This window comes from Roseateles sp. (genome assembly GCF_044373315.1).
Lineage (GTDB): Bacteria > Pseudomonadota > Gammaproteobacteria > Burkholderiales > Burkholderiaceae_C > JACDQM01.
In genome coordinates, this window is sequence record NZ_JBILQK010000049.1 from 1 (window position 1) to 19093 (window position 19093).

A 19093-nucleotide genomic window follows, 5' to 3' on the forward strand; every position below is an offset into this window, starting at 1 on the left:
AGGACGGCGTAGCCAGTGCGGCCGCCAGCGTCAGCGCCGACCACGTGCGCCTCTACAAGGCTCTGGGCGGTGGCTGGCAGCCCGAAGCTTCTGCAGTCGGCAGCACTTCGCAGGCACCAGCCCTGCCCGCCCCCAACTCCGATAGCCGCTCATGACTAGCTCCCCCGACACTGGCGCCCCAGCCGGCGCAAACACCAGCAGCACGGCCAACGCCCTCACCGCGCTGCTGGGCACCGAGGCCAGCCGGCCCTGGTGGCGGCGCCCCGCGCCCTGGATCACCGCGGCCGCGCTGCTGGCCGCTGGCGCCGGCTATGCGGTCTGGCAGAGCCAGCAGCGCGCCGCAGCAGCGCCCAGTTACACCACGCACACCGTGGCGCGCGGCACGCTGGCGCTCAACGTCACCGCCAACGGCACGCTGCAGCCGACCCGCGCGATCAACATCGCGCTCCGAGTTGTCGGGCACGGTGCTGAAGGTGCATGTGGACGTCAACGACCACGTGCGCAAGGGCCAGGTGCTGGTGGAGCTGGATACCGCCAAGCTGCAGGGTCAGGTCTTGCGCTCGCGGGCCTCCCTGGCCTCGGCGCAGGCCCAGCTGGCGCAGGCGCAGGTGAGCTACAAGGAAGCGCAGGTCAGTCTGGCGCGGTTGGAAGAGGTGGCGCGGCTGTCGGGCGGCAAGGTGCCGTCCCAGTCGGAGCTGGATGCAGCGCGCGCGGTGGTGGAGCGCTCGCAGGCCGAGCAGGCCAGCGCCAATGCCAGCATCGCCGACGCCCGCGCGGCGCTGGCCACCGACGAGATCAATCTGTCCAAGGCCTCGATCCGCGCGCCCGCCGATGGCGTGGTGCTGACCCGCAATGTGGACCCCGGCAATGCGGTGGCGGCCTCGCTGCAGGCGGTGACGCTGTTCAGCATCGCCGAAGACCTGAGCCGGCTGCGCCTGCAGGTCTATGTGGATGAGGCCGATGTCGGCATGGTCAAGGCCGGCCAGCAGGCGCGCTTCACCGTCAGCGCCCATCCGGGCCGCCAGTTCCCGGCCACCCTGACGCGCGTGGCCTACGGATCAACGCTGAGCGAGAACGTGGTCACCTACCTGACCCAGCTGGATGTCGACAACTCCGATCTCAGCCTGCGCCCCGGCATGACCGCCACCGCCACAATTACCGCGCAGCAGCACGACAAGGTGCTGCTGGTGCCCAACGCGGCGCTGCGCTTCACGCCGACGAATGGGGCGGCAGGTGCTGCGGCGCCCGGCGCCAGCAAGAGCGGCAGCATCGTGTCCAGCCTGATGCCGCGCCCGCCCGTGCAGCAGACACGCAAAAGCGCCCGCGACGCCGCCGGCAGCACGCAGGCGCGCCAGGTCTGGGTACTCGGCAAGGACGGCACGGCGACGGTGCTGCCGGTGCAGGCCGGCCTGAGCGATGGCCGCATGACCGAGATCACCGGCGGCGAGTTGCGTGAAGGCATGGCGGTGATCACCGATCAGAAGGTCGGCGCGCCATGAACGACTCGTCCGCTGCGCCGCCGCTGATCCGGCTGCGCGGCATCAGCAAGCGCTATGGCAGCGGCGCCACCGAGGTGATGGCGCTGGATCACATTGACCTGGATGTGCAGGCCGGCGAGTTCGTCGCCATCATGGGCCCCAGCGGATCGGGCAAGTCCACCGCGATGAACATCATCGGCAGCCTGGACACGCCCAGCGACGGCCAGTACCTGTTCCAGGGCGTGCCGGTTGAAGGCCTGACGCGCGACCAGCGTGCGCTGCTGCGGCGGCGCTATCTGGGCTTTGTGTTCCAGGGCTTCAATCTGCTGGCCCGCACCTCGGCGCAGGAAAACGTCGAGCTGCCACTGCTGTACCGCGGCGAAAGCGCGGCGCGGCGGCGCCATCTGGCGGCCGAGGCCTTGCTTGCCGTCGGCCTGCAGGGGCGCGAGCGCAACACGCCGGCCGAGCTGTCCGGCGGCCAGCAGCAACGCGTGGCAATCGCACGTGCGCTGGCCTCGCAGCCGGCGGTGCTGCTGGCCGATGAGCCGACCGGCAATCTGGACAGCCAGCGCAGCCGCGAAATCCTGGAGCTGCTGCGACGCCTCAACGAGGAGCGCGGTATCACCATCCTGATGATCACGCACGAGCCCGATATGGCGGCCTATGCACAGCGCCTGGTGCGCTTCGTCGACGGCAAGATCGCCAGCGACCAGCCCAACACCCAGCCGGTGGCCCTGCCGCAGCTGGCCGAGAAAGCCTGAGCCATGCTGCTGAACACTTTGTTCCTCGCGCTGCGCTCGATACGCCGCAACCTGCTGCGCTCCTTCCTGACCATCCTGGGCATCGTGATCGGCGTCAGCGCAGTGATCACCATGGTCACGCTCGGCAAGGGCGCCACCGCGGCGGTGCAGGCGCAGATTTCGGGCCTGGGCAGCAATCTGCTGCAGATCCGCCCGGGCCAGCGCATGGGCCCGCCCAGCGGCGGCGGTGCCGGCGCGCCCTCGTTCAAGGAGAGCGACGCTGAGGCCATCCTGGCCCAGATCGGCGGCGTTGCAACTGTGGCTCCGGAAGGCCGCAGCGGCGCCACCGTGGTGGCCAATGGCAAGAACTGGAGCACCAGCGTGATCGGCAGCAGCAATGCCTGGTTCCAGACCGGCAACTGGACGCTGGCCGCGGGCCGCGAGTTCAGTGAGGCCGAGCTGCAGGCCGGTGCCGCCGTCTGCGTGATCGGCGAGACGCTGCGGCGCGAGCTGTTCGGCGCCAAGGACGCGCTGGGCGAGCAGCTGCGCATCAAACAGTTCAGCTGCACCATCATCGGCCTGCTGACTTCCAAAGGCCAGGCCGCGATGGGCAACGATCAGGACGACACGGTGGTGGTGCCGCTGCGCACGCTGCAGCGCCGCGTCACCGGCAACCAGCGCGTCTCGACGCTGCTGGTGTCGATGCAGGACGGCAGCGACAGTGCCCGGCTCAAGGCCAGCCTGCGCGAACTGCTGCGCGAACGCCGCAAGCTCAGCCCGGTCGACGACGACAACTTCAATGTGCTGGACACCCAGCAGCTGGCGCAGACGCTGTCAGGCACCACCCAGGTGCTGACCGCGCTGCTTGGCGCAGTGGCCGCGGTCAGCCTGTTGGTGGGCGGCATCGGCATCATGAATATCATGCTGGTCAGCGTGACGGAGCGAACCCGCGAGATCGGCCTGCGGCTGGCGATCGGTGCCCGCGAGCACGAGGTGCTGCTTCAATTCCTGATCGAGGCAGTGGTGCTGGCGGCGCTGGGCGGCCTGGTGGGCATCGTGCTGGCCACCGTCGCCTCAGTGCTGCTGGCCGATCTGATGCAGCTGCCCTTTCTGTTCGACCCGACGATCAACCTGCAGTCCTTCCTGTTCTCGGCCGGCATCGGTGTGCTGTTCGGCTATTTCCCGGCGCGCCGCGCGGCCCAGCTGGACCCGATCGAGGCGCTGCGACACGAGTGAGGGAGGCTGCGCAGGCCTTGGGCGCGCTCGCTCCCAGCGCTGCCGCGCCTCAGAGCCGATAGATCCGGCCGCCGCTGGCGCCGGGATGACGCCGGACGGCAGCGCTGACGCTCAGATTACCCACCCATCCACAGCCCGTGGCCTGGCAGGCATAGCGCCGCACGGGGCGGAAAAGACTGCTCATGCGATCGCGGGCCCGACGTGGAATGCGATAGAGCATGCCGTTGCACGCCGGGCAGGGCGGCATCGCCACGGCGGGCGGTTCGCCATACAAGGGCCTGCGTTGCAGGTGCTGGCTCTTTGGGTTCATTGCAGTGCTCCTTCGCGACAACTTTTCGACAACTCAGCATGAGGCCACCGCCGGCCTGAGTTCGGTTCGAAGGCGCACAAAGCGGCTGCGACCTTGCGGATCACCGCAAGAAATAATTTATCGCTGTCTATGTTCGACAGCGCACCGATGGACGCACAGCGAAGGGCCTAGTCTTTGCCATCCAGTGGCGGCGACAAGCAGCCACGCTGGCACAAGCAAGACAGGAGCACGCAATGGGACTCTCGACCCTGGTACTGATCATCCTTCTGGTGCTGCTCGTCGGCGCAGCACCGACCTGGCCGCACAGCCGGAACTGGGGCTACATGCCCAGCGGCACGGTGGGGCTGGTGCTGATCGTGATGCTGGTGCTGATGGCGATGGGCCGGCGATGAAGCGCACCGGTTTCGCCGTCGCAAGCACAACAGCAACAACAGCAATCCAAGGAACCGCCATGACATCACGCATCCGCACCGCACTAGCCCTGGCCGGCTGCATCGGCCTGGCCGCACCGGCACTGGCGCAAATCACCTTCTACGAGCATGACGGCTTCCAGGGCCGCTCCTTCACCACGCAGAAGCAGATCAACAACTTCGAGCGTCAGGGCTTCAATGACCGCGCCTCGTCGGTGGTGGTGGGCAACGCGCGCTGGGAGGTCTGCGAGAACGAACAATTCGACGGCCGCTGCGTGGTGCTGCGTCAGGGCAACTATCCCTCGCTGCGGGCCATGGGCTTGAACGACCGCATCTCGTCAACACGCCGCCTGGCCACGCAGGCACGGGTAGATGACGAGCGCTATGCGCCTGCACCGCTGGTGGTGAACGACTACCGCCGCCGCGCCAACGAGCGCCTCTACGAAGCCGAAGTGGTGGCGGTGCGCGCGGTACTCGGCACGCCCGAGCGGCGCTGCTGGGTGGAGCGCGAGCAGGTTTCACAGCAAAGCCGGGGCGAGGCCAATGTGCCGGCCGCGATCGCCGGCGCCTTCATCGGCGGCATCCTGGGCCACCAGATCGGCGGCGGCCGCGGGCAGGACATCGCCACCGTCGGCGGCGTGGTGGCAGGGGCCGCCGTCGGCGCCAACATCGGCCGCGACAAGCGCGGTCAGCCGGTAATCACGCAGGACGTCCAACGTTGCAGCGAAACACCTTCGCAGACCCATCCCGACTACTGGGACGTGACCTACATCTTCCGGGGCCAGGAGCATCGCGTGCAGATGAGCTCGCCTCCGGGCCGCAGCATCACCGTCAACCGTCAGGGCGAACCGCGCGCCTGAGCGCTGCTGCTCGTCCCGATGCCCACCCCCCCGAACACAACCCTCAACTCAAGGAACACCATGATCACTTCAATGCACATCAAGTCCGCTCTCGCCCTGGCTGCGCTGCTGGCGCTGCCGATGGCCCAGGCCGCCATGTCCAAGGCCGAACTCAAGACCGGCATGGACCGCATCAGCGAGGAGTACAAGACCGACAAGACGGCCTGCGACCAGCACTCGGGCAATGCGCACGACATCTGCGTCGAATCCGCCAAAGGCAAGGAGAAGGTCGCCAAGGCTGAGCTGACCCACAACTACAGCAGCTCGCAGGCCGACTGGAACAAGCTGCAGGTGGCCAAGGCCGATGCGGTCTATGAGGTTGCGAAGGAGAAGTGCGACGACAAGGCCGGCGATGCCAAGGACCTGTGCAACAAGGAAGCGAAGACCACGCACGTCAAGGCCCTGGCCGACGCCAAGCTGAGCAAGCGCGTCACCGAGGCCCGTGCCGACGCGGCCAGCGACAAGCGCACCGCCAACTACAAGCTGGCCATCGAGAAGTGCGAGAGCCTGGCAGGCGATGCCAAGGCTAGCTGCACGGCAGCGGCCAAGGCAGACATGGGCAAGAACTGAGCCCAGCGGCGCGCCCCGGCCATGCGCAAGCGGCACGAACAGATCGCCACCGATTTGCTGGGGCAGGCCTATGCCTCGCTGGATGAGCGCGCCAAGAAGGTGGCGCGGCATGTGGCGGGGCGAACCCCGATTGCCCGCGATCTGAGCCAGAGCCCCGACAGCCCGCCCAGCCTCGGCCAGCGCGCCGCGGATGCGGTGGCCGAGTTCGGCGGCTCCTGGCCCTTCGTCGGCCTGTTCGCGGCGACAATGCTGGGCTGGGTGGCGCTCAACGGCTGGCTGCTGCTCTCACGCGGCAGCACCTTCGACCCTTACCCCTACATCCTGCTCAATCTGTTTCTGTCAATGCTGGCCGCGCTGCAGGCGCCGGTGATCCTGATGTCACAGAACCGTCAGTCGCAGAAAGACCGGCTGCGCGGCGAGCACGACTACGAGGTCAACCTCAAGGCCGAGCTGGAGATCATGCTGCTGCACGAGAAGCTCGATCAGCTGCGCGAGCCGCAGTGGCAGGAGTTGTTGCAGCTGCAGCAGCAGCAGCTCAAGCTGCTGTCAGCGCTGACCGCCCATCTGGCGCTGCGCTCCTGAGCGCGGCGCGAGACGCGCCAGATGCAGCGGTGACAGGCTGTCATCCGCCTGCCGTCGCTGCCCCTCTCAAAGCTCAGCAAGGCAAGTTCAGCCAGCCGCTCACTTGAAGAACCAGTAGCCCACCAGGATGGCGCCGACCAGGCCGACGAAATCGGCAATCAGGCCACAGGTCAGCGCGTAGCGCGTCTTGGCGATCTTGACGCTGCCGAAGTACACAGCCAGCACGTAGAAGGTCGTCTCTGTCGATCCCTGGATGATGGCCGCCAGCTTGCCTTCAAAGCTATCCACGCCGTAGGTCTTCATCACATCCACCATCAGGCCGCGCGCACCGCTGCCCGAGAGCGTCTTCATCAGCCCCACCGGCAGGGCCGGCACGAAGTCCGTGGGCAGGCCCATGGCGGCCACGCACCAGGCGATGGCGCCCACCACATAGTCCATGCAGCCGGTGGTGCGGAACACCGAGATCGCCACCAGGATGGCCACCAGGTAGGGAATGATGGAGATGGCCACGCCGAAGCCTTCCTTGGCACCGTCGACGAAGGCCTCGTAGACATTGATGCGCCGCCAGGCTCCGGCCGCGACGAACAGCACGATGATGGACAGGATCACCACACTGCCCAGCACGCCCACGTACTTGGCCATGACATCGGGTGGGTAGCCGCTCAGCCAGGTGAACAGGCCGGCCATGATGGCGATGAAGCCGCCGAAGAAGGCCAGCACCGGCGCGCTGAAGAGGTTGATGCGCTGGACCATGGCCACCGCCACCAGGCCGGCCATGAAGGAGATGAAGGTGCCGATCAACGTGGGCAGGAAGATGTCTGCCGCGTTGAAGCCAACCAGCCCCTGGTCTACGGCCAATGCCTGGCGGATCGCGATTACCGATGTCGGGATCAGTGTGATGCCCGCCGTGTTGAGCACCAGGAACATGATCATCGCGTTGCTGGCGGTGTCCTTCTGCGGATTGAGTTCCTGCAGCTCCTTCATCGCCTTCAGTCCCAACGGCGTGGCCGCGTTGTCCAGGCCCAGCATATTGGCGGAGAAGTTCATCACCATCGAGCCGTTGGCCGGGTGGCCTTTGGGCACCTCGGGGAAGATGCGCGCGAAGAAGGGCGCCATGCCGCGCGCGAAGAGCTGGATCACGCCGGCCTGCTCGCCGATCTTCATGATGCCCAGCCACAGGCTCATCACGCCCACCAGACCGAGCGAGATGTCGAAGCCGGTCTTGGCGGTATCGAAGATGCCGGTCAGCACCTGCGGAAAGATGGCCAGGTCGCCGCCGATCAGGCGCAGCAGCGCTACGCCGAAGCCGATCAGGAAGAAGGCGATCCAGATGTAGTTGAGAACCATGGGCGAGCAGTCCTTGCAAGAACCTCCATTATTCCGGTCGATACCCCAGCGCCATCCCGGGCCGACCCTCGGCCGGCATCACGGCTGGCGGGCGAGCCATAACCGGGCGTGATGGCTGCTGATGATCGTCAACGGCCGCACACGGAGTGCCAGGCACAGACGACGAAGGCCTTGTGCGGTTTCAGGTTCGGTGGTGATACACATCTGCTTAGGATCGCTCCATGGGCTGGAGACTGCTGGCACACTGCAAGCTCGCTGCGCTGGAACAACGGATGATCCAACTCGACCCGCTGACCCTGTGGACGGCCGCCGCCGTCCTGCACGGCTTTGCGGCTCTGGTCTGGGCCCTGCTGGGTGGCTTTTACCGCATCGCGCCACGTGCCAGCATGTGGCTGTGCATCGGCGAATTGCTGATGCTTCCGACGCTGGATTGCCAAGGCTGCAGCACGGCCTGGCCTGACGCGCTGGCGCCGTGGATGCCCAGCCTTCTGCATCTGGCCGGCCTGCTGGCCATGGCGCTTGGGGTGGCCCGGTTGCTGCGACTGGCCCCGCCGAAGCCGGCGCTGTGGGCCGGCCTCGCCTGCAGCCTGCTGCTGGCACTGTGCGCGGTGGCCGGCAGCACCAGTGCGGCGCTCGCCACCCTGGCTGCGGCTTCAGCGCTGGTGTGCATGGGCATCGCCGCAACGCTGTGGCGCTCCAGCGCCAGCGGGTTCCTGTCCACCTGGGTGCGCGTGGCCTTGCCCCTGCCTCTGCTCCTGCTGGCAGCCGACTCGCTGGCCGACATGACGCTGCCCTGGGCCACCGAAGCGCACTCGCCCTGGCTGGCCCTGCTGATGACCGGCGTTCATCTGTGGCTGACGCTGAGCCTGATGACCCTGGCAGTGCATCGCCTGTGGCTGCGCATCCTGCACCTGAGCCAGCACGATGCGCTGACCGGTGCACTGAACCGCCGTGCGCTGGAAGAGCGGCTCAGCCAGATGCAGGCGCGCCAGCGCCGAGGCGAGGGCTTCGCCTGGATCGCGCTGGACATCGACCACTTCAAGCACATCAACGACCAGTTCGGTCACGCGGCCGGTGATGCAGCACTGCAGCAGGTCTCGTCCTTGCTGATGCGCCAGCTTCGCGCCGGTGATGCGGTGGCGCGGCTGGGCGGCGAAGAGTTCGGCCTGCTGCTGCCCAATACCGGCCTCGCCGAAGCGGTGGCGCTGGCAGAGCGGCTGCGTCAGGCACTGGCCGGGCAGCCGCTGCACTGGAAGAACCAGGCCTGGCCAATCAGCGCCAGCTTCGGCGTGACGGCCACCGGCAATGGCGATGCCCGCGACAGCGCGGACCTGCTCAGCCAGGCCGACCGGCTGCTGTACCAGGCCAAGCAGGCCGGCCGCAACTGCATCCGTTCAGACCTGACGGAGCCGGCATGAGTATCGGCAGCCACACACCGACCCAGCTGGTACTGATCGCCGGCCTCAGCTTGTTCGCCAGCCTGGCGTGGTGCCTGTTGGCCAAGTCGCGGCGCATGACGCCCGGCGCAGCCTGGGCCATGGCCGCCACCAACGTGCTGCTGCTGGTCGGCGTGAGCTTGTATGTGATGCGTGGTCAGCCGGGCTGGGCGAATGTGCTGACCTACCAGACCTCCTCGCTGTTCCTGCTGAGCTGCTTCGGCTTGCTGTGGGCGGCGGGGCCGCTGGTCTCGAATGAGGCCGCTGTATGGCGCAAGCCCTTGAGCGTGATGGTGCTCACCATGCTGATGCTGGTGGTGATTCCCACCAGCAGCACGCACTGGCTTGCGGCGAGCACCAGCGGCATGATGGTGATGACCGCCGGTATCGTCATCGCCGCCTATCCGCGCCTGCGGCGCGTGCTGAGCTGGCCACTCTCCGCGCTGCTGATCTCGCCCTACGCGCTGCTGTCGCTGATGTTCCTGGCACGCACGCTGGCCGCGCTGCTGCTGCCTATCGATCAGCTCAGCCTGCTGCGCCAGAGCCGGACCAATATGTTGTGGCTGTGGGTCGGCTTCATGATGGCGCTGCTGATCAACACCCAGGTGGCCTTCCTGCTGGTGCTGCGTCTGGTGCTGAAACTGCAGCGCCTGACGCGCATCGACCCGCTGACCGGCGCACTGAACCGGCGCGCCTTCGACACCGCCTTGCGCATCGCTCATGCCGAAGCAGGGCGCGGCGTCAGATACAGCCTGGTGCAGATCGACATGGACCACTTCAAGCAGCTCAACGATCAGCTCGGCCACGCCGCCGGCGATGCCGCCCTGCGCCATCTCGTCAGTCAGATCCGCCCGCTGCTGCGCGACCTTGATGCTATGGGGCGGCTGGGTGGTGAGGAGTTCTGCCTGCTGCTGCGGGATGCCGATATAGGCGGCGCAGCGCTGGTGGCCGAGCGCATCCGGCAACAGCTGCAGCAGACGCAGTGGCAATGGCAGGGCAAGGGCTGGCCGCTGCGCGCCAGCTTTGGCGTGGCCCAGCACGAAACGGGCGACAGCGGCGCTGACGCGGCACTGGCTCGCGCTGATGCCGCGCTCTATGAGGCCAAGCGCATGGGCAGAGATCTGGTTCGTTAGGAACCACCTGCCGGCGGCCGACCCTCAGGGCAGGCGCAGCTCGGCGAAGTCGCGCAGCAGCAGATTCAGGCTCTGGCGCAGCGCGCCCTCGTTGGCCAGGCGCAGGCGCTCGGGCGGAAACAGCAGGGCCTCAGTCAGTTCCGCCGTGTGGGCGCTGCGGATGCTGCGCTGGTACAGCACCGCGCCGCTGGCCTTGTCCTTGAGCGTGTAGTCGATGGTGGCCAGCACGCGGTTATTGCTGACCAGGGCCTGCGGCTGCCACTTCAGATCGGGCTGCTGCAAGGCGCTCAGCTTGGCGCTGAGCTGGTAGCGGGCGCCCGCGGGCAGAGGCGCCAGCACGCCGACCGAACGCAGCGCCTCTTCCAGGGTCTGATCCAGCGCCTTGGCGCTGACCTGCGACCCCCAGTAGCGCCAGGTCTCGGCGCCGCCGGCGATCTCGCCCAGCGCAATCTGGCCGCGCAGCGCCTCGGGCATGAAGCCGCGCAGCTGCAGCGCATCGCCCGGCGCCAGGCGCATGTTCAGCGGATCGGCGGGCGTGCCGCAGCCGCCCGCAAGGGTTGCGGCCATCAGCGCCGCCACCAGGCCATGCCATCGCTTCATTCCATGCTCCTCAGAGTCGGCGGTGCGAGAGTGCCGGCAACTGCGTTCGCAGCTGGGCCAGCCGCGCCAGGTCCAGCTCGGCCAGCGCCAGGCCCTCGCCTTCCGGCAGACAGTCCAGCACCACGCCCCAGGGGTCGACGATCATCGAGTGTCCCCAGGTCCGGCGCCCATTCTGATGCCGGCCGCCCTGGGCCGGTGCGATGACAAAGGCGAGGTTTTCGACCGCTCGTGCGCGCAGCAGCAGCTCCCAGTGCGCTTCGCCGGTGGTGTGGGTGAAGGCGGCCGGCACGCTGATCAGGTCCAGCGGCGCGGCCTCGCCCATCGCCCGGTAGAGCTCGGGGAAGCGCAGGTCGTAGCAGACCGACAGGCCGACGCGCAACGCGCCCGCCTGCAGGGCCACCGGCTGCTCGCCCGCTTCCAGCACCCGGCCTTCGTCGTAGCGCTCGCGGCCGTTGTCGTAGCAAAACAGGTGCATCTTGTCGTAGCGCGCTGCCTGCGCACCGTCCGGCGAATACACCAAGCAGCTGTTGCGCACCCGCAGCGGATCAGGCGTGCGTAGCGGCAGCGTGCCGCCGATCACCCACAGGCCCAGCTCGCGCGCCGCATCGACCAGAGCCTGCTGGATCGGCCCCTGGCCCGGCGCCTCGGCCACGCCGAGCTTGTCGCTGTCGTTCAGGCCCATCAGACAAAAATACTCGGGCAGCGCCACCAGCTGTGCGCCGCGCGCGGCCGCCTCGGCCATCCAGCGGCGGGCGCTGGCTAGATTCGCCGCCACATCGGGGCCGGAGACCATCTGGATCGCGGCAATCTTCATCATCAAGCCTCCTCAGGGCGCAGAGGCGGCCGAGGCCGGCAGCGGGGCTTCGGCCTTGCGCTCGACCCGCTCGACCTTGGGATCATCCCAGCTGCCGGTGACATGGAACTCGCGCGTACCCGCCGCCATCATCGGCCGGCGCAGCAGCAACTGGGCCACGAAGGTGCCCAGGCCCACGGCCGGGTTGATCGCGACATAGGCGAGCGAGGCGCCGGCCGCATTGATCTCCGGCACCACCACCACGCGCAGATCCTGGGTCTCGGCGGCCAGATCGGCGCGGCCTTCCATGGCCACCACCGCCTGCACGCCGCTCATGCGCAGGTTCTGGCTGCTGGCCACGCCGCGCTCGATCTGCACGTCGCCACCAAAGCCGTCGAAGGCGAAGCCCTCGTTGAAGACATCGCGGAAATCCAGCAGCAGACGACGTGGCAGCGATTGCAGGCTCAGCACCCCGAGCAGTCGCCCCATGCCCGGCTCGGCCTTGAGAAACTGGCCCGCGTCCAGTGCCACATTGAACTTACCGCTCATGCTGGCGTAGTCCGGGCTCAGCGGCGAGCCCTGCCAGCCCAGCGTGCCGCCCAGCAGGCCCTTGCCACCGCGCAAAACCTGACCCTGGCCCATCGATTCCAGCAGGCGGCCGGCGTCCTGCACCTCCAGCTTCCAGCTCAGCTGGGTGCGGCGGCTGCGCTGGCCGGGCTCGGCCAGCCACTGGCCGGTGGCGCTGAGCAGGGCATCGCGGTGGCGCAGCTGCAGCTTCTCCAGCCGCCAGTCGCGCTGCGCGCCCTGGCCGCCCTGGCCACCTTGACTCTTGGCCTCGACCTCCAGCCGGCCCAGCTTCTTGCCGCGCAGCTCAAAATCGTCGACCACGATGTCCAGCGCCGGCACGCTGGCCGGCTGCTGCTCCAGCATCGTGCTGACGCTGTCGGCTTCGCTCTTGGGCAAGGACAGCCGCGCCAGCCGCGCGAACACCTGGCCGGGCTGGTTGCCGCGCGTCGGACGGAACTCGACATAACCGCTGAGCTGCTCGGCATCCAGCGTGCCGCGCCAGGCCTCGCCCACCTGGCTGATGCCGGCCACCAGGCGGTCCAGCTGACGGCCGTCGAGCTGCAGCGACTGCGCCCGCAGGCCCAGCTGGGTGGGGGCATAGCCGCCCTCCAGTGCCTCTGTGCCAGCAGCTTCGCCGAACAGGCGCCGCGCCGTGGCCTGCCAGGCGTCCAGATCGACGGCGCCAAGATTGGCCTGCAGCTTGACGCCCTGCGCGGGCAAGGCGGGCGCTGGCTCCAGCAGACCGATGCCGCCCGCCAGCACACGCGCCGGCTTGCTGCCGGTATCCAGCAGGTAATGCGCCTGCACCAGGCTGCCCAGCTCGAAGCGCAAGTCTTCCCGCTGCGGGCCGGCCAGCGCGGTCTGCCAGCGCATCGGCAGGCTGCTTTCGGCGCTCTTGCGTAGCGGCGCCGGCAGGTCGAGTGCCATGCCTTGCAGGCTGCTGCTGAGGTTGATCTCGGTGTGGCCCTGCTGGATGCCCAGCTGCAGCCGGTAGGCGGCCTGGCCGCTCATGGCCTGGGCCAGGCGTGCCGGCAGGCCGAGTTCGGGTGCGCGCCGCAAGCCCTCGGCCGTGGCCACGCCCTGGCCGGTGAAGCGCAGGCTGCCGTCGCGCTGGCTGCCGCCCTCAAAGGTGGCATCGCCGCCCAGCACCCGGGCTGCGCCGCCCTGGACGGTCACGCCGCGCCGGTCGAACTCCACCCGGGCGCGGGCATTGCCCAACAGCGGCAAATCGGGCCGGATGCGCATATCGTTGCCCGCCAGCACGACCTGGCCCTTGACGCTGGCCTGGCTGACGTCATGCAAGGGAATCTGCAGCGCCAACTTCAGCGCCGCGTTGCCGCTGGCGCTGGTTTCGGCCAGAGCATGACCGGTCCAGGCCCCGACCGGTGAATTGCGCATGAAGCGCAGCAGCTCGGCTGCCGGGCCGCGGCCGCTGCCCTCCAAAGCCAGTACCTGCTGGTGCATCAAGTCCTTGAAGCCGCCATTGATGCCATACAGCTCATAGCCCAGCACGCGGGCCCGGCCATTGCGGATCTGCATGCCGGCGCGCTCGAACACCAGCTCGGCGTTGACCTTTTCCATCACCGGCCAGGGCGATTCGTAAGCCGGCGCGCTGGCCGTGGCGGCATGGCTGGGCACATAGGCCAGCAGCACGTCCTCGGCCTGGGTGCTGATACGGAACTGACCCTGCGCGCTTTGGTCGAAGGGAAAGTCCCACAAGTCGCCGCGCACGCGGAACTGCACCTGGCGCGCGGTGCCGCCGCGCACCGCGTCGCGCACATAGCTGCGCGCCTCGTTGCCGACGCCCAGCGGCAGATAGCGCGCCACGCGTGCGGCCCGGGCCTCGTCCAGGCGGCCATTCAGGTCCAGATGGCCCGGAAAGCGTGCGCCACGGCCGGGCTTGCTGGCATCGCCGGCACCGGTGCGCCAGACGGCGTCGAGCTGACCACGCAGGTCGGTGTTGGCGATCTTCACATCGCTGACGCGCAGCTCCAGCGCGGGCAGGGCCTGCGGCCGCTGTGTGATGGTCCAGGCCAGCGTGGCGCTGGCCTCGGGCAGCGGCAGCACCGGCTCCTCGAACACGCCAGGCAGCTCGATCTGGCCATCACGGAACTGCAGCCGGGCCTGCCCGCCTTGTTCGCTGGCGTCCAGCTGCAGGCTCGCTCCCCGGATGCCGGGCCGGCCGGCCACCAGCGGCTCGGGCGAAGCCTTGGCAACCAGGCTCAGCCCCTCGACCTGCGCCTTGACGCGATAACTCTTGAGCGCCTCCAGCGGCCCCTGCCAGCCCAGCTGCAGCGCACGCAGCTGCCCGCTGGGGGCCAGCTCAGCCAGCAGCAGGCGCTGCGCTTCGGCCAGCGGCAGGCGGGTGACGATCTGTGCCATCAACGCCAGGTCCAGCTGCTGGGCACTCAGCTCACCGCCTTCTCGGGGGCCGGACTCGCGCAGGCTCAGGCTCCAGTCCGAACGCGGCCACACCAGGCCGTCGTCGCCCTCGAAGCCCAGCTGGGTGGCGGCCAGCGTGAAACCCTCCGCCTCGCGCTTGAGAGCCACGCGGCCTTCGATATGGGCCAGGTCAAGGGCTTCGATGGTCTTGCCCAGGCGCAGGCGCACGGCTCGCAAGGCCAGATCCAGGGTCAGGCTCTGGGCGCTGCCCTCGCGCACCTCGGCCCAGGCGCGCAGCGCGCCGTCGCCCTCAGTAAGCTCGAAAGGCAGGTCCACATGGCGACGCAGCTCGCGCACATCGGCGCGCGGCAGCTCGGCGAACAGCTGCCCGCTCCAATGGTTCAGCTCGCCGGGACGCTTGAGCAGGGACTGTGTGAAGCGCCCGCGCAAGGTGAAGCGCTGGCCCCAGGCCGGCGGCGGCGTGGCATCCAGGCGCAGCGCATGGCGGCGCAGGCTGTTGCGCAGCACCAGGTCGACATCGCTGAGTTCCAGCGGCGCCGCGCCGCGCTGCTCGTCGATCCAGCGCACCCGGCCCTTGCGGACCACGAACTCCTGCTGTGAGAAGAACCAGTCGGCCAGCTCATCGCCCGCCTCGGCCGGCCCGGCGGCCCCGACGTCGAGCCCGGCCACGAAAATACGCCCCTTGGCATCACGGCGCACCTCCAGCTCAGGGGCATCGATCAGCAGCTGATCAAAGCGCAACTCCCAGGCGAGCACGGAGCGCGCCGACAGCGCCGCCGAGACCATCGGCAAGCGCAAGGCCTCACGGCCGGCCGGGTCAAGCAGGCGCACATTGCGGAGCTCGAGCGCAGGGATCCAGCCCCCGGAGCGCACCTCGATTTCACCGATACGCAGCTGCAGGCCCAGGCTCTGTGAGGCTGTCCGCTCCAGCTGCGGACGCCAATCGTCGATGTGCGGCAGAATCGCCCAGTGCAACAGCAGCACGGCCGCCAGCACCAGGGCCCAGGCCGCCAGCACCACCCGCAGGGACCAGCGCAGCAAAAGGCGCAGCCAGCGGGGGATGCGCAGGGTGGATCGGGCGGTGGATGGACGGGCAAACACGGATATGTAGGGAGCGCTCGCCTTGGAGCCGCGAATCATCAAGACCACCGATGCATCACCTTGGGCACCACGTGCCCATGTCAGCGACGCAGCCCGGCACTCCCAGGATGGCCGGGAATCTAGCACAGCCCTCCTGACTCCATGAGCGTTACAGACCCTTCTTTGCAGAACGAAACAGTGCCAGGCCTGCCCGGTGCGCAGGCCGCCCACAGCCGCTTCGTGCAGCGCATCCGGCGTCGCTATGACGAGGAGCTGTCCTTGCTGCCGCCGGGCCTGCCTGATCGGGCCGCGATTGCCGCGACGATCCAGGTGATCCAGGCCCGTGGGCGCCCGCTGGGTGCCGCCTTGCGTGTCACTCGCCAGCTCGTGCTGGAGCGCCTCGCCGTGCTGGACGTGGAATGCGGCGCCGCGATGAAGGACATCACCGAGGTGATGACCACACTGGCCGAAACCACGCTGTGCCTGGCCCTGGCTGAGGCCCGTCAGGCACAGGATGCGATCAATGGCGCGCCCCGCAACGCGCAGGGCGAGGTGATCGCATTCTGGGTCGTCGGCATGGGCAAGCTGGGCGGGCGCGAGCTCAATGTCTCGTCCGACATCGACCTGATCTATGTCTACGACGACGACGGCCTGACTGACGGCCCGCAGCAGATCACCGCGCATGAATACTTCGGGCTGGTGGCACGCCGCCTGTATGCGCTGATCGGCGATGTGACCGAGGACGGCCAGGTGTTCCGTGTGGACTTGGCCTTGCGCCCGAACGGCAACTCCGGCCCGCCTGCGGTGAGCCTGGCGATGCTGGAAGAGTATTTCCTGGTGCAAGGCCGCGAGTGGGAGCGCTTTGCCTGGCTGAAGAGCCGCGTCGTTGCGCCGCTGGACGAGGCCAGCCTGAAGAGCGCGCTGGGCCTGCGTTCGCTGGTAACGCCCTTCGTCTACCGCCGCTACCTCGATTACGGCGTGTTCGAAGGCCTGCGCCAGCTGCATCGAAAGATCCGGGACGAGGCCAGCAAGCGCGCCGCCGGCCGGCCGGAGCGGGCCAATGATGTCAAGCTCTCGCGCGGCGGCATCCGCGAGATCGAGTTCATCGTGCAGTTGCTGCAGGTGGTGCGCGGCGGCCACTTCCCGGAGATCCGCACCCGCTCGACGGTGAAGGCGCTGTCGCGCCTGGCCACGCGCGGGCTGATGAAGCCCGAGACCGCCGCCAAGCTGCGCGAAGGCTATGACCTGCTGCGCCGCATCGAGCATCGCATCCAGTATCTGGACGACCAGCAAACCCATTGCCTGCCGACCGGCGACGAGGATCTGGCCTGGATCGCCCGCAGCATGGGCCTGACCTGCAAGCCCGAGGCCTGCGAGTTGCTGGAGCGCCTGTGCGAGGTGCGCGAGCTGGTGGCCACTGAATTCGACGCCCTGCTGCACGATGGCCAGGCCCCGGCCACCAGCGGCAATGGTTGCCGCAACTGCGGCGCACCACCCTTGACGGTCGACGCCGAGGAGTTCCTGGACAAGCTGCCGATCGAGCTGGGGACGGCGGTGCGGCGCTGGGCTCAGCAGGCCCGCGTGCAGTCCTTGCGCGAGGAGTCACGCCTGCGCCTGGCCAAGCTGGTGGGCCGCGCCGCGCAGGCAGTCAAGGAAGAGCAGTGCAGCATGGACGCGGCGCTGCGCTTCGTCGACTGGGTCGAGCCCCTGCTGCGGCGCGAGAACTATCTGGCCCTGCTGGTCGAGCGCCCCTCGGTGCAGACGCGCCTGCTGCGTCTGCTGGGCCTGGCGCGCTGGCCGATGCGCTATCTGATGCAGCATCCGGGCGTGATCGACGAGCTGGCCGATGCGCGCCTGCTGGCCGAGCGCTTCGACGGCGCCGCCTATTACGCCGACCTGCAGGCCCGCCATGCGGCCTGGGACCGCTCCGGCGAAGCCGATGAAGAGTCGCTGCTTGACACGCTGCGCCGCGCCCACCATGCCGAGGTGTTCCGCACGCTGGTGCGCGATGTCGAGGGCCATATCACGGTGGAGCAGGTGGCCGATGAGCTATCGGCACTGGCCGACGCGACACTGCAATGCGCCATCGACTGGGCCTGGGCGCGCCTCAAGCAGGCGCACCGGCCCGCACCGCGCTTCGCGGTGATCGCCTACGGCAAGCTGGGCGGCAAGGAGCTGGGCTACGGCGGCGACCTGGACGTGGTGTTCCTGTTCGACGACCAGGACCCGAACGAGAACATCAGCGCCTCCGAGATCTACGGCGCCTTCGTGCGCAAGCTGATCACCTGGCTGACGCTGCGCACCGCCGCTGGCGAACTGTTCGATATCGACACCGCGCTGCGGCCCAATGGCAACTCGGGCCTGCTGGTGACCTCGCTGGATTCCTTCGAGAACTACCAGAGCGGCCGCGGCAGCAACACCGCCTGGACCTGGGAACACCAGGCCATCACGCGGGCGCGCTTCTGCGCCGGTGATCCGGCGTTGGCCGAGCGTTTCGAAGGCGTGCGCCGCGCTGTACTGACCGCCGAACGCGATGCCGCAGCGCTGCGCCAGGAGGTGCAGGCGATGCGCGAGAAGGTGCGCGCCGCCCGGCCGGTGCGCGCCGGCAAGTTCGATCTGAAACACAGCGCCGGCGGCATGATGGATGCCGAGTTCGCGCTGCAGTACCTGATCCTCTTGCACTCGCGCCAGCACCCGGAACTGCTGGACAACGCCGGCACGATCGCCCTCCTGCAGCGCGCCGAGGCCGCCGGCCTGTTGCCGGACGGTTGCGGCCGCGCGGCAGGCGATGCCTACCGCGAATTGCGCCGCGTCCAGCACAAGGCCCGGCTCGACGAGCAGGCCACCGCGCTGGATGAGAGCGAGCTTGCCGCCCTGGGCCTGAGCGCCCAGCGCGATGCCGTGCTGGCCCTGTGGCGCGCGGTCTTCCCCTGAACGCCTGGGCGGCTGCAGCCCTGCTGCAGGGGCTGGCGGCCTTGCTCGTCTGGCCGCTGCCGCGCGAGTTGCTGGACTGGCAGCCAGCCTTGTTCGCGGCGCAACCCTGGCGCGCCTTCAGCGCCGCCTGGGTGCACTGGAGCCCGCTGCATCTGGGCGCCAACCTGGCGGGCTGCGTGGTGCTGGCGCTGCTTGGACAGCGGGCTGGCCTCGGTCGTCGTGCGGTGCTGGCCTGGCTGCTGGCCTGGCCGCTGACGCAGCTGGCCCTGCTGGCCTGGCCCAGCCTGCGGCACTATGGCGGCCTGTCCGGCGTGCTGCATGCCGGCGTGGCGATTGCGGCCATCGAACTGCTGGCCCGGCAGGGGCGGGAACGCCTCATCGGCGTGCTGATCAGCACCGGCCTGCTGCTCAAGCTGACCCTGGAGGCGCCGATGGGGCCGCCGCTGCGCCAGATGCCCGGCTGGGACATCGCGATTGCGCCCGCCGCCCATCTCGGCGGCACGCTGGCCGGTGCGCTGTGCGCGCTGCTGCTGCGGGCCTGGCCGTGGACGCGCCCATCGCTGAGGGCATGATGG

At 68.7% G+C, this 19093-nt stretch carries 15 protein-coding genes and 1 pseudogene; 11 read left to right on the forward strand and 5 right to left on the reverse strand.

What is annotated here, in order from left to right; genetic code table 11:
- Positions 1–151 precede the first annotated feature (151 nt).
- From ACIQ67_RS12340 to ACIQ67_RS12350, 3 genes and pseudogenes are all read left to right on the forward strand, one after another.
- Positions 152–1499: pseudogene (locus ACIQ67_RS12340) on the forward strand (efflux RND transporter periplasmic adaptor subunit).
- On the forward strand, positions 1496–2239 hold the full coding sequence (locus ACIQ67_RS12345) for an ABC transporter ATP-binding protein (protein ID WP_397534667.1): 744 nt from the start codon (positions 1496–1498) through the stop codon (positions 2237–2239). The pseudogene ACIQ67_RS12340 and the gene ACIQ67_RS12345 overlap by 4 nt, the downstream one beginning before the upstream one ends.
- A 3-nt stretch (positions 2240–2242) precedes the next feature.
- Entirely contained in the window at positions 2243–3454 is a 1212-nt protein-coding gene (locus ACIQ67_RS12350; RefSeq protein WP_397534668.1) for an ABC transporter permease, read from the forward strand.
- A gap of 49 nt (positions 3455–3503) precedes the next feature.
- Here the strand turns inward: ACIQ67_RS12350 and ACIQ67_RS12355 are convergent, their stop codons facing one another.
- Positions 3504–3764, reverse strand: a complete 261-nt coding sequence (locus ACIQ67_RS12355) for a hypothetical protein (protein ID WP_397534669.1) — start codon at positions 3762–3764, stop codon at positions 3504–3506.
- Positions 3765–3997: 233 nt separating this feature from the next.
- Here ACIQ67_RS12355 and ACIQ67_RS12360 point away from each other — a divergent pair, with 233 nt between their 5' ends.
- The 4 genes from ACIQ67_RS12360 (at position 3998) to ACIQ67_RS12375 (ending at position 6225) form a co-directional block, all read left to right on the forward strand.
- Entirely contained in the window at positions 3998–4156 is a 159-nt protein-coding gene (locus tag ACIQ67_RS12360; RefSeq protein ID WP_397534670.1) for a DUF3309 domain-containing protein, read from the forward strand.
- A 59-nt stretch (positions 4157–4215) separates the two neighbouring features.
- The gene (locus tag ACIQ67_RS12365; RefSeq protein WP_397534671.1) at positions 4216–5034 is read left to right on the forward strand and encodes a beta/gamma crystallin-related protein; all 819 of its coding nucleotides are present in this window, start codon (positions 4216–4218) and stop codon (positions 5032–5034) included.
- A gap of 72 nt (positions 5035–5106) precedes the next feature.
- Positions 5107–5643: a hypothetical protein gene (locus ACIQ67_RS12370; protein ID WP_397534672.1), complete on the forward strand. Its 537-nt coding sequence runs from the start codon at positions 5107–5109 to the stop codon at positions 5641–5643.
- Positions 5644–5664: 21 nt separating this feature from the next.
- The gene (locus tag ACIQ67_RS12375; protein ID WP_397534673.1) at positions 5665–6225 is read left to right on the forward strand and encodes a DUF1003 domain-containing protein; all 561 of its coding nucleotides are present in this window, start codon (positions 5665–5667) and stop codon (positions 6223–6225) included.
- Positions 6226–6324: 99 nt separating this feature from the next.
- Here ACIQ67_RS12375 and ACIQ67_RS12380 read toward each other — a convergent pair whose 3' ends face one another.
- A complete protein-coding gene (locus ACIQ67_RS12380; protein WP_397534674.1) occupies positions 6325–7572 on the reverse strand; it encodes a nucleoside recognition domain-containing protein in 1248 nt (415 codons plus the stop codon).
- Between the two features lie 221 nt (positions 7573–7793).
- Here ACIQ67_RS12380 and ACIQ67_RS12385 point away from each other — a divergent pair, with 221 nt between their 5' ends.
- Both ACIQ67_RS12385 and ACIQ67_RS12390 read left to right on the forward strand, forming a co-directional pair.
- Complete coding sequence (locus tag ACIQ67_RS12385) at positions 7794–8990, forward strand: diguanylate cyclase (protein WP_397534675.1); 1197 nt, start codon at positions 7794–7796, stop codon at positions 8988–8990.
- A complete protein-coding gene (locus ACIQ67_RS12390) occupies positions 8987–10141 on the forward strand; it encodes a GGDEF domain-containing protein (RefSeq protein ID WP_397534676.1) in 1155 nt (384 codons plus the stop codon). Before ACIQ67_RS12385 ends, ACIQ67_RS12390 begins: the two co-directional genes overlap by 4 nt.
- A gap of 24 nt (positions 10142–10165) precedes the next feature.
- Here ACIQ67_RS12390 and ACIQ67_RS12395 read toward each other — a convergent pair whose 3' ends face one another.
- From ACIQ67_RS12395 to ACIQ67_RS12405, 3 genes are read right to left on the reverse strand one after another with little or no spacing between them, the layout of a single operon-like run.
- Positions 10166–10741 (reverse strand): hypothetical protein, encoded by a 576-nt coding sequence (locus tag ACIQ67_RS12395; RefSeq protein ID WP_397534677.1) that lies wholly within the window; start codon positions 10739–10741, stop codon positions 10166–10168.
- Between the two features lie 10 nt (positions 10742–10751).
- Positions 10752–11555 (reverse strand): carbon-nitrogen hydrolase family protein, encoded by an 804-nt coding sequence (locus tag ACIQ67_RS12400; RefSeq protein WP_397534678.1) that lies wholly within the window; start codon positions 11553–11555, stop codon positions 10752–10754.
- Positions 11556–11567: 12 nt separating this feature from the next.
- Positions 11568–15605, reverse strand: a complete 4038-nt coding sequence (locus tag ACIQ67_RS12405) for a YhdP family protein (RefSeq protein ID WP_397534679.1) — start codon at positions 15603–15605, stop codon at positions 11568–11570.
- Between the two features lie 141 nt (positions 15606–15746).
- On the opposite strand from ACIQ67_RS12405, the gene glnE reads away from it, so the two are divergent.
- Together glnE and rrtA are read left to right on the forward strand one after the other, a co-directional pair.
- Positions 15747–18518, forward strand: coding sequence for a bifunctional [glutamate--ammonia ligase]-adenylyl-L-tyrosine phosphorylase/[glutamate--ammonia-ligase] adenylyltransferase (gene glnE, locus ACIQ67_RS12410; protein WP_397534680.1), 2772 nt, complete (start codon positions 15747–15749; stop codon positions 18516–18518).
- A complete protein-coding gene (gene rrtA / locus ACIQ67_RS12415; RefSeq protein WP_397534681.1) occupies positions 18497–19090 on the forward strand; it encodes a rhombosortase in 594 nt (197 codons plus the stop codon). The genes glnE and rrtA overlap by 22 nt, the downstream gene beginning before the upstream one ends.
- Positions 19091–19093 lie beyond the last annotated feature (3 nt).

Coding starts and splice junctions, on each gene's coding strand:
- ACIQ67_RS12345 (WP_397534667.1), top strand. CDS start 1,496: ATGAACGACTCGTCCGCTGCGCCGCCGCTGATCCGGCTGCGCGGCATC.
- ACIQ67_RS12350 (WP_397534668.1), top strand. CDS start 2,243: ATGCTGCTGAACACTTTGTTCCTCGCGCTGCGCTCGATACGCCGCAAC.
- ACIQ67_RS12355 (WP_397534669.1), bottom strand. CDS start 3,764: ATGAACCCAAAGAGCCAGCACCTGCAACGCAGGCCCTTGTATGGCGAA.
- ACIQ67_RS12360 (WP_397534670.1), top strand. CDS start 3,998: ATGGGACTCTCGACCCTGGTACTGATCATCCTTCTGGTGCTGCTCGTC.
- ACIQ67_RS12365 (WP_397534671.1), top strand. CDS start 4,216: ATGACATCACGCATCCGCACCGCACTAGCCCTGGCCGGCTGCATCGGC.
- ACIQ67_RS12370 (WP_397534672.1), top strand. CDS start 5,107: ATGCACATCAAGTCCGCTCTCGCCCTGGCTGCGCTGCTGGCGCTGCCG.
- ACIQ67_RS12375 (WP_397534673.1), top strand. CDS start 5,665: ATGCGCAAGCGGCACGAACAGATCGCCACCGATTTGCTGGGGCAGGCC.
- ACIQ67_RS12380 (WP_397534674.1), bottom strand. CDS start 7,572: ATGGTTCTCAACTACATCTGGATCGCCTTCTTCCTGATCGGCTTCGGC.
- ACIQ67_RS12385 (WP_397534675.1), top strand. CDS start 7,794: ATGGGCTGGAGACTGCTGGCACACTGCAAGCTCGCTGCGCTGGAACAA.
- ACIQ67_RS12390 (WP_397534676.1), top strand. CDS start 8,987: ATGAGTATCGGCAGCCACACACCGACCCAGCTGGTACTGATCGCCGGC.
- ACIQ67_RS12395 (WP_397534677.1), bottom strand. CDS start 10,741: ATGAAGCGATGGCATGGCCTGGTGGCGGCGCTGATGGCCGCAACCCTT.
- ACIQ67_RS12400 (WP_397534678.1), bottom strand. CDS start 11,555: ATGAAGATTGCCGCGATCCAGATGGTCTCCGGCCCCGATGTGGCGGCG.
- glnE (WP_397534680.1), top strand. CDS start 15,747: ATGAGCGTTACAGACCCTTCTTTGCAGAACGAAACAGTGCCAGGCCTG.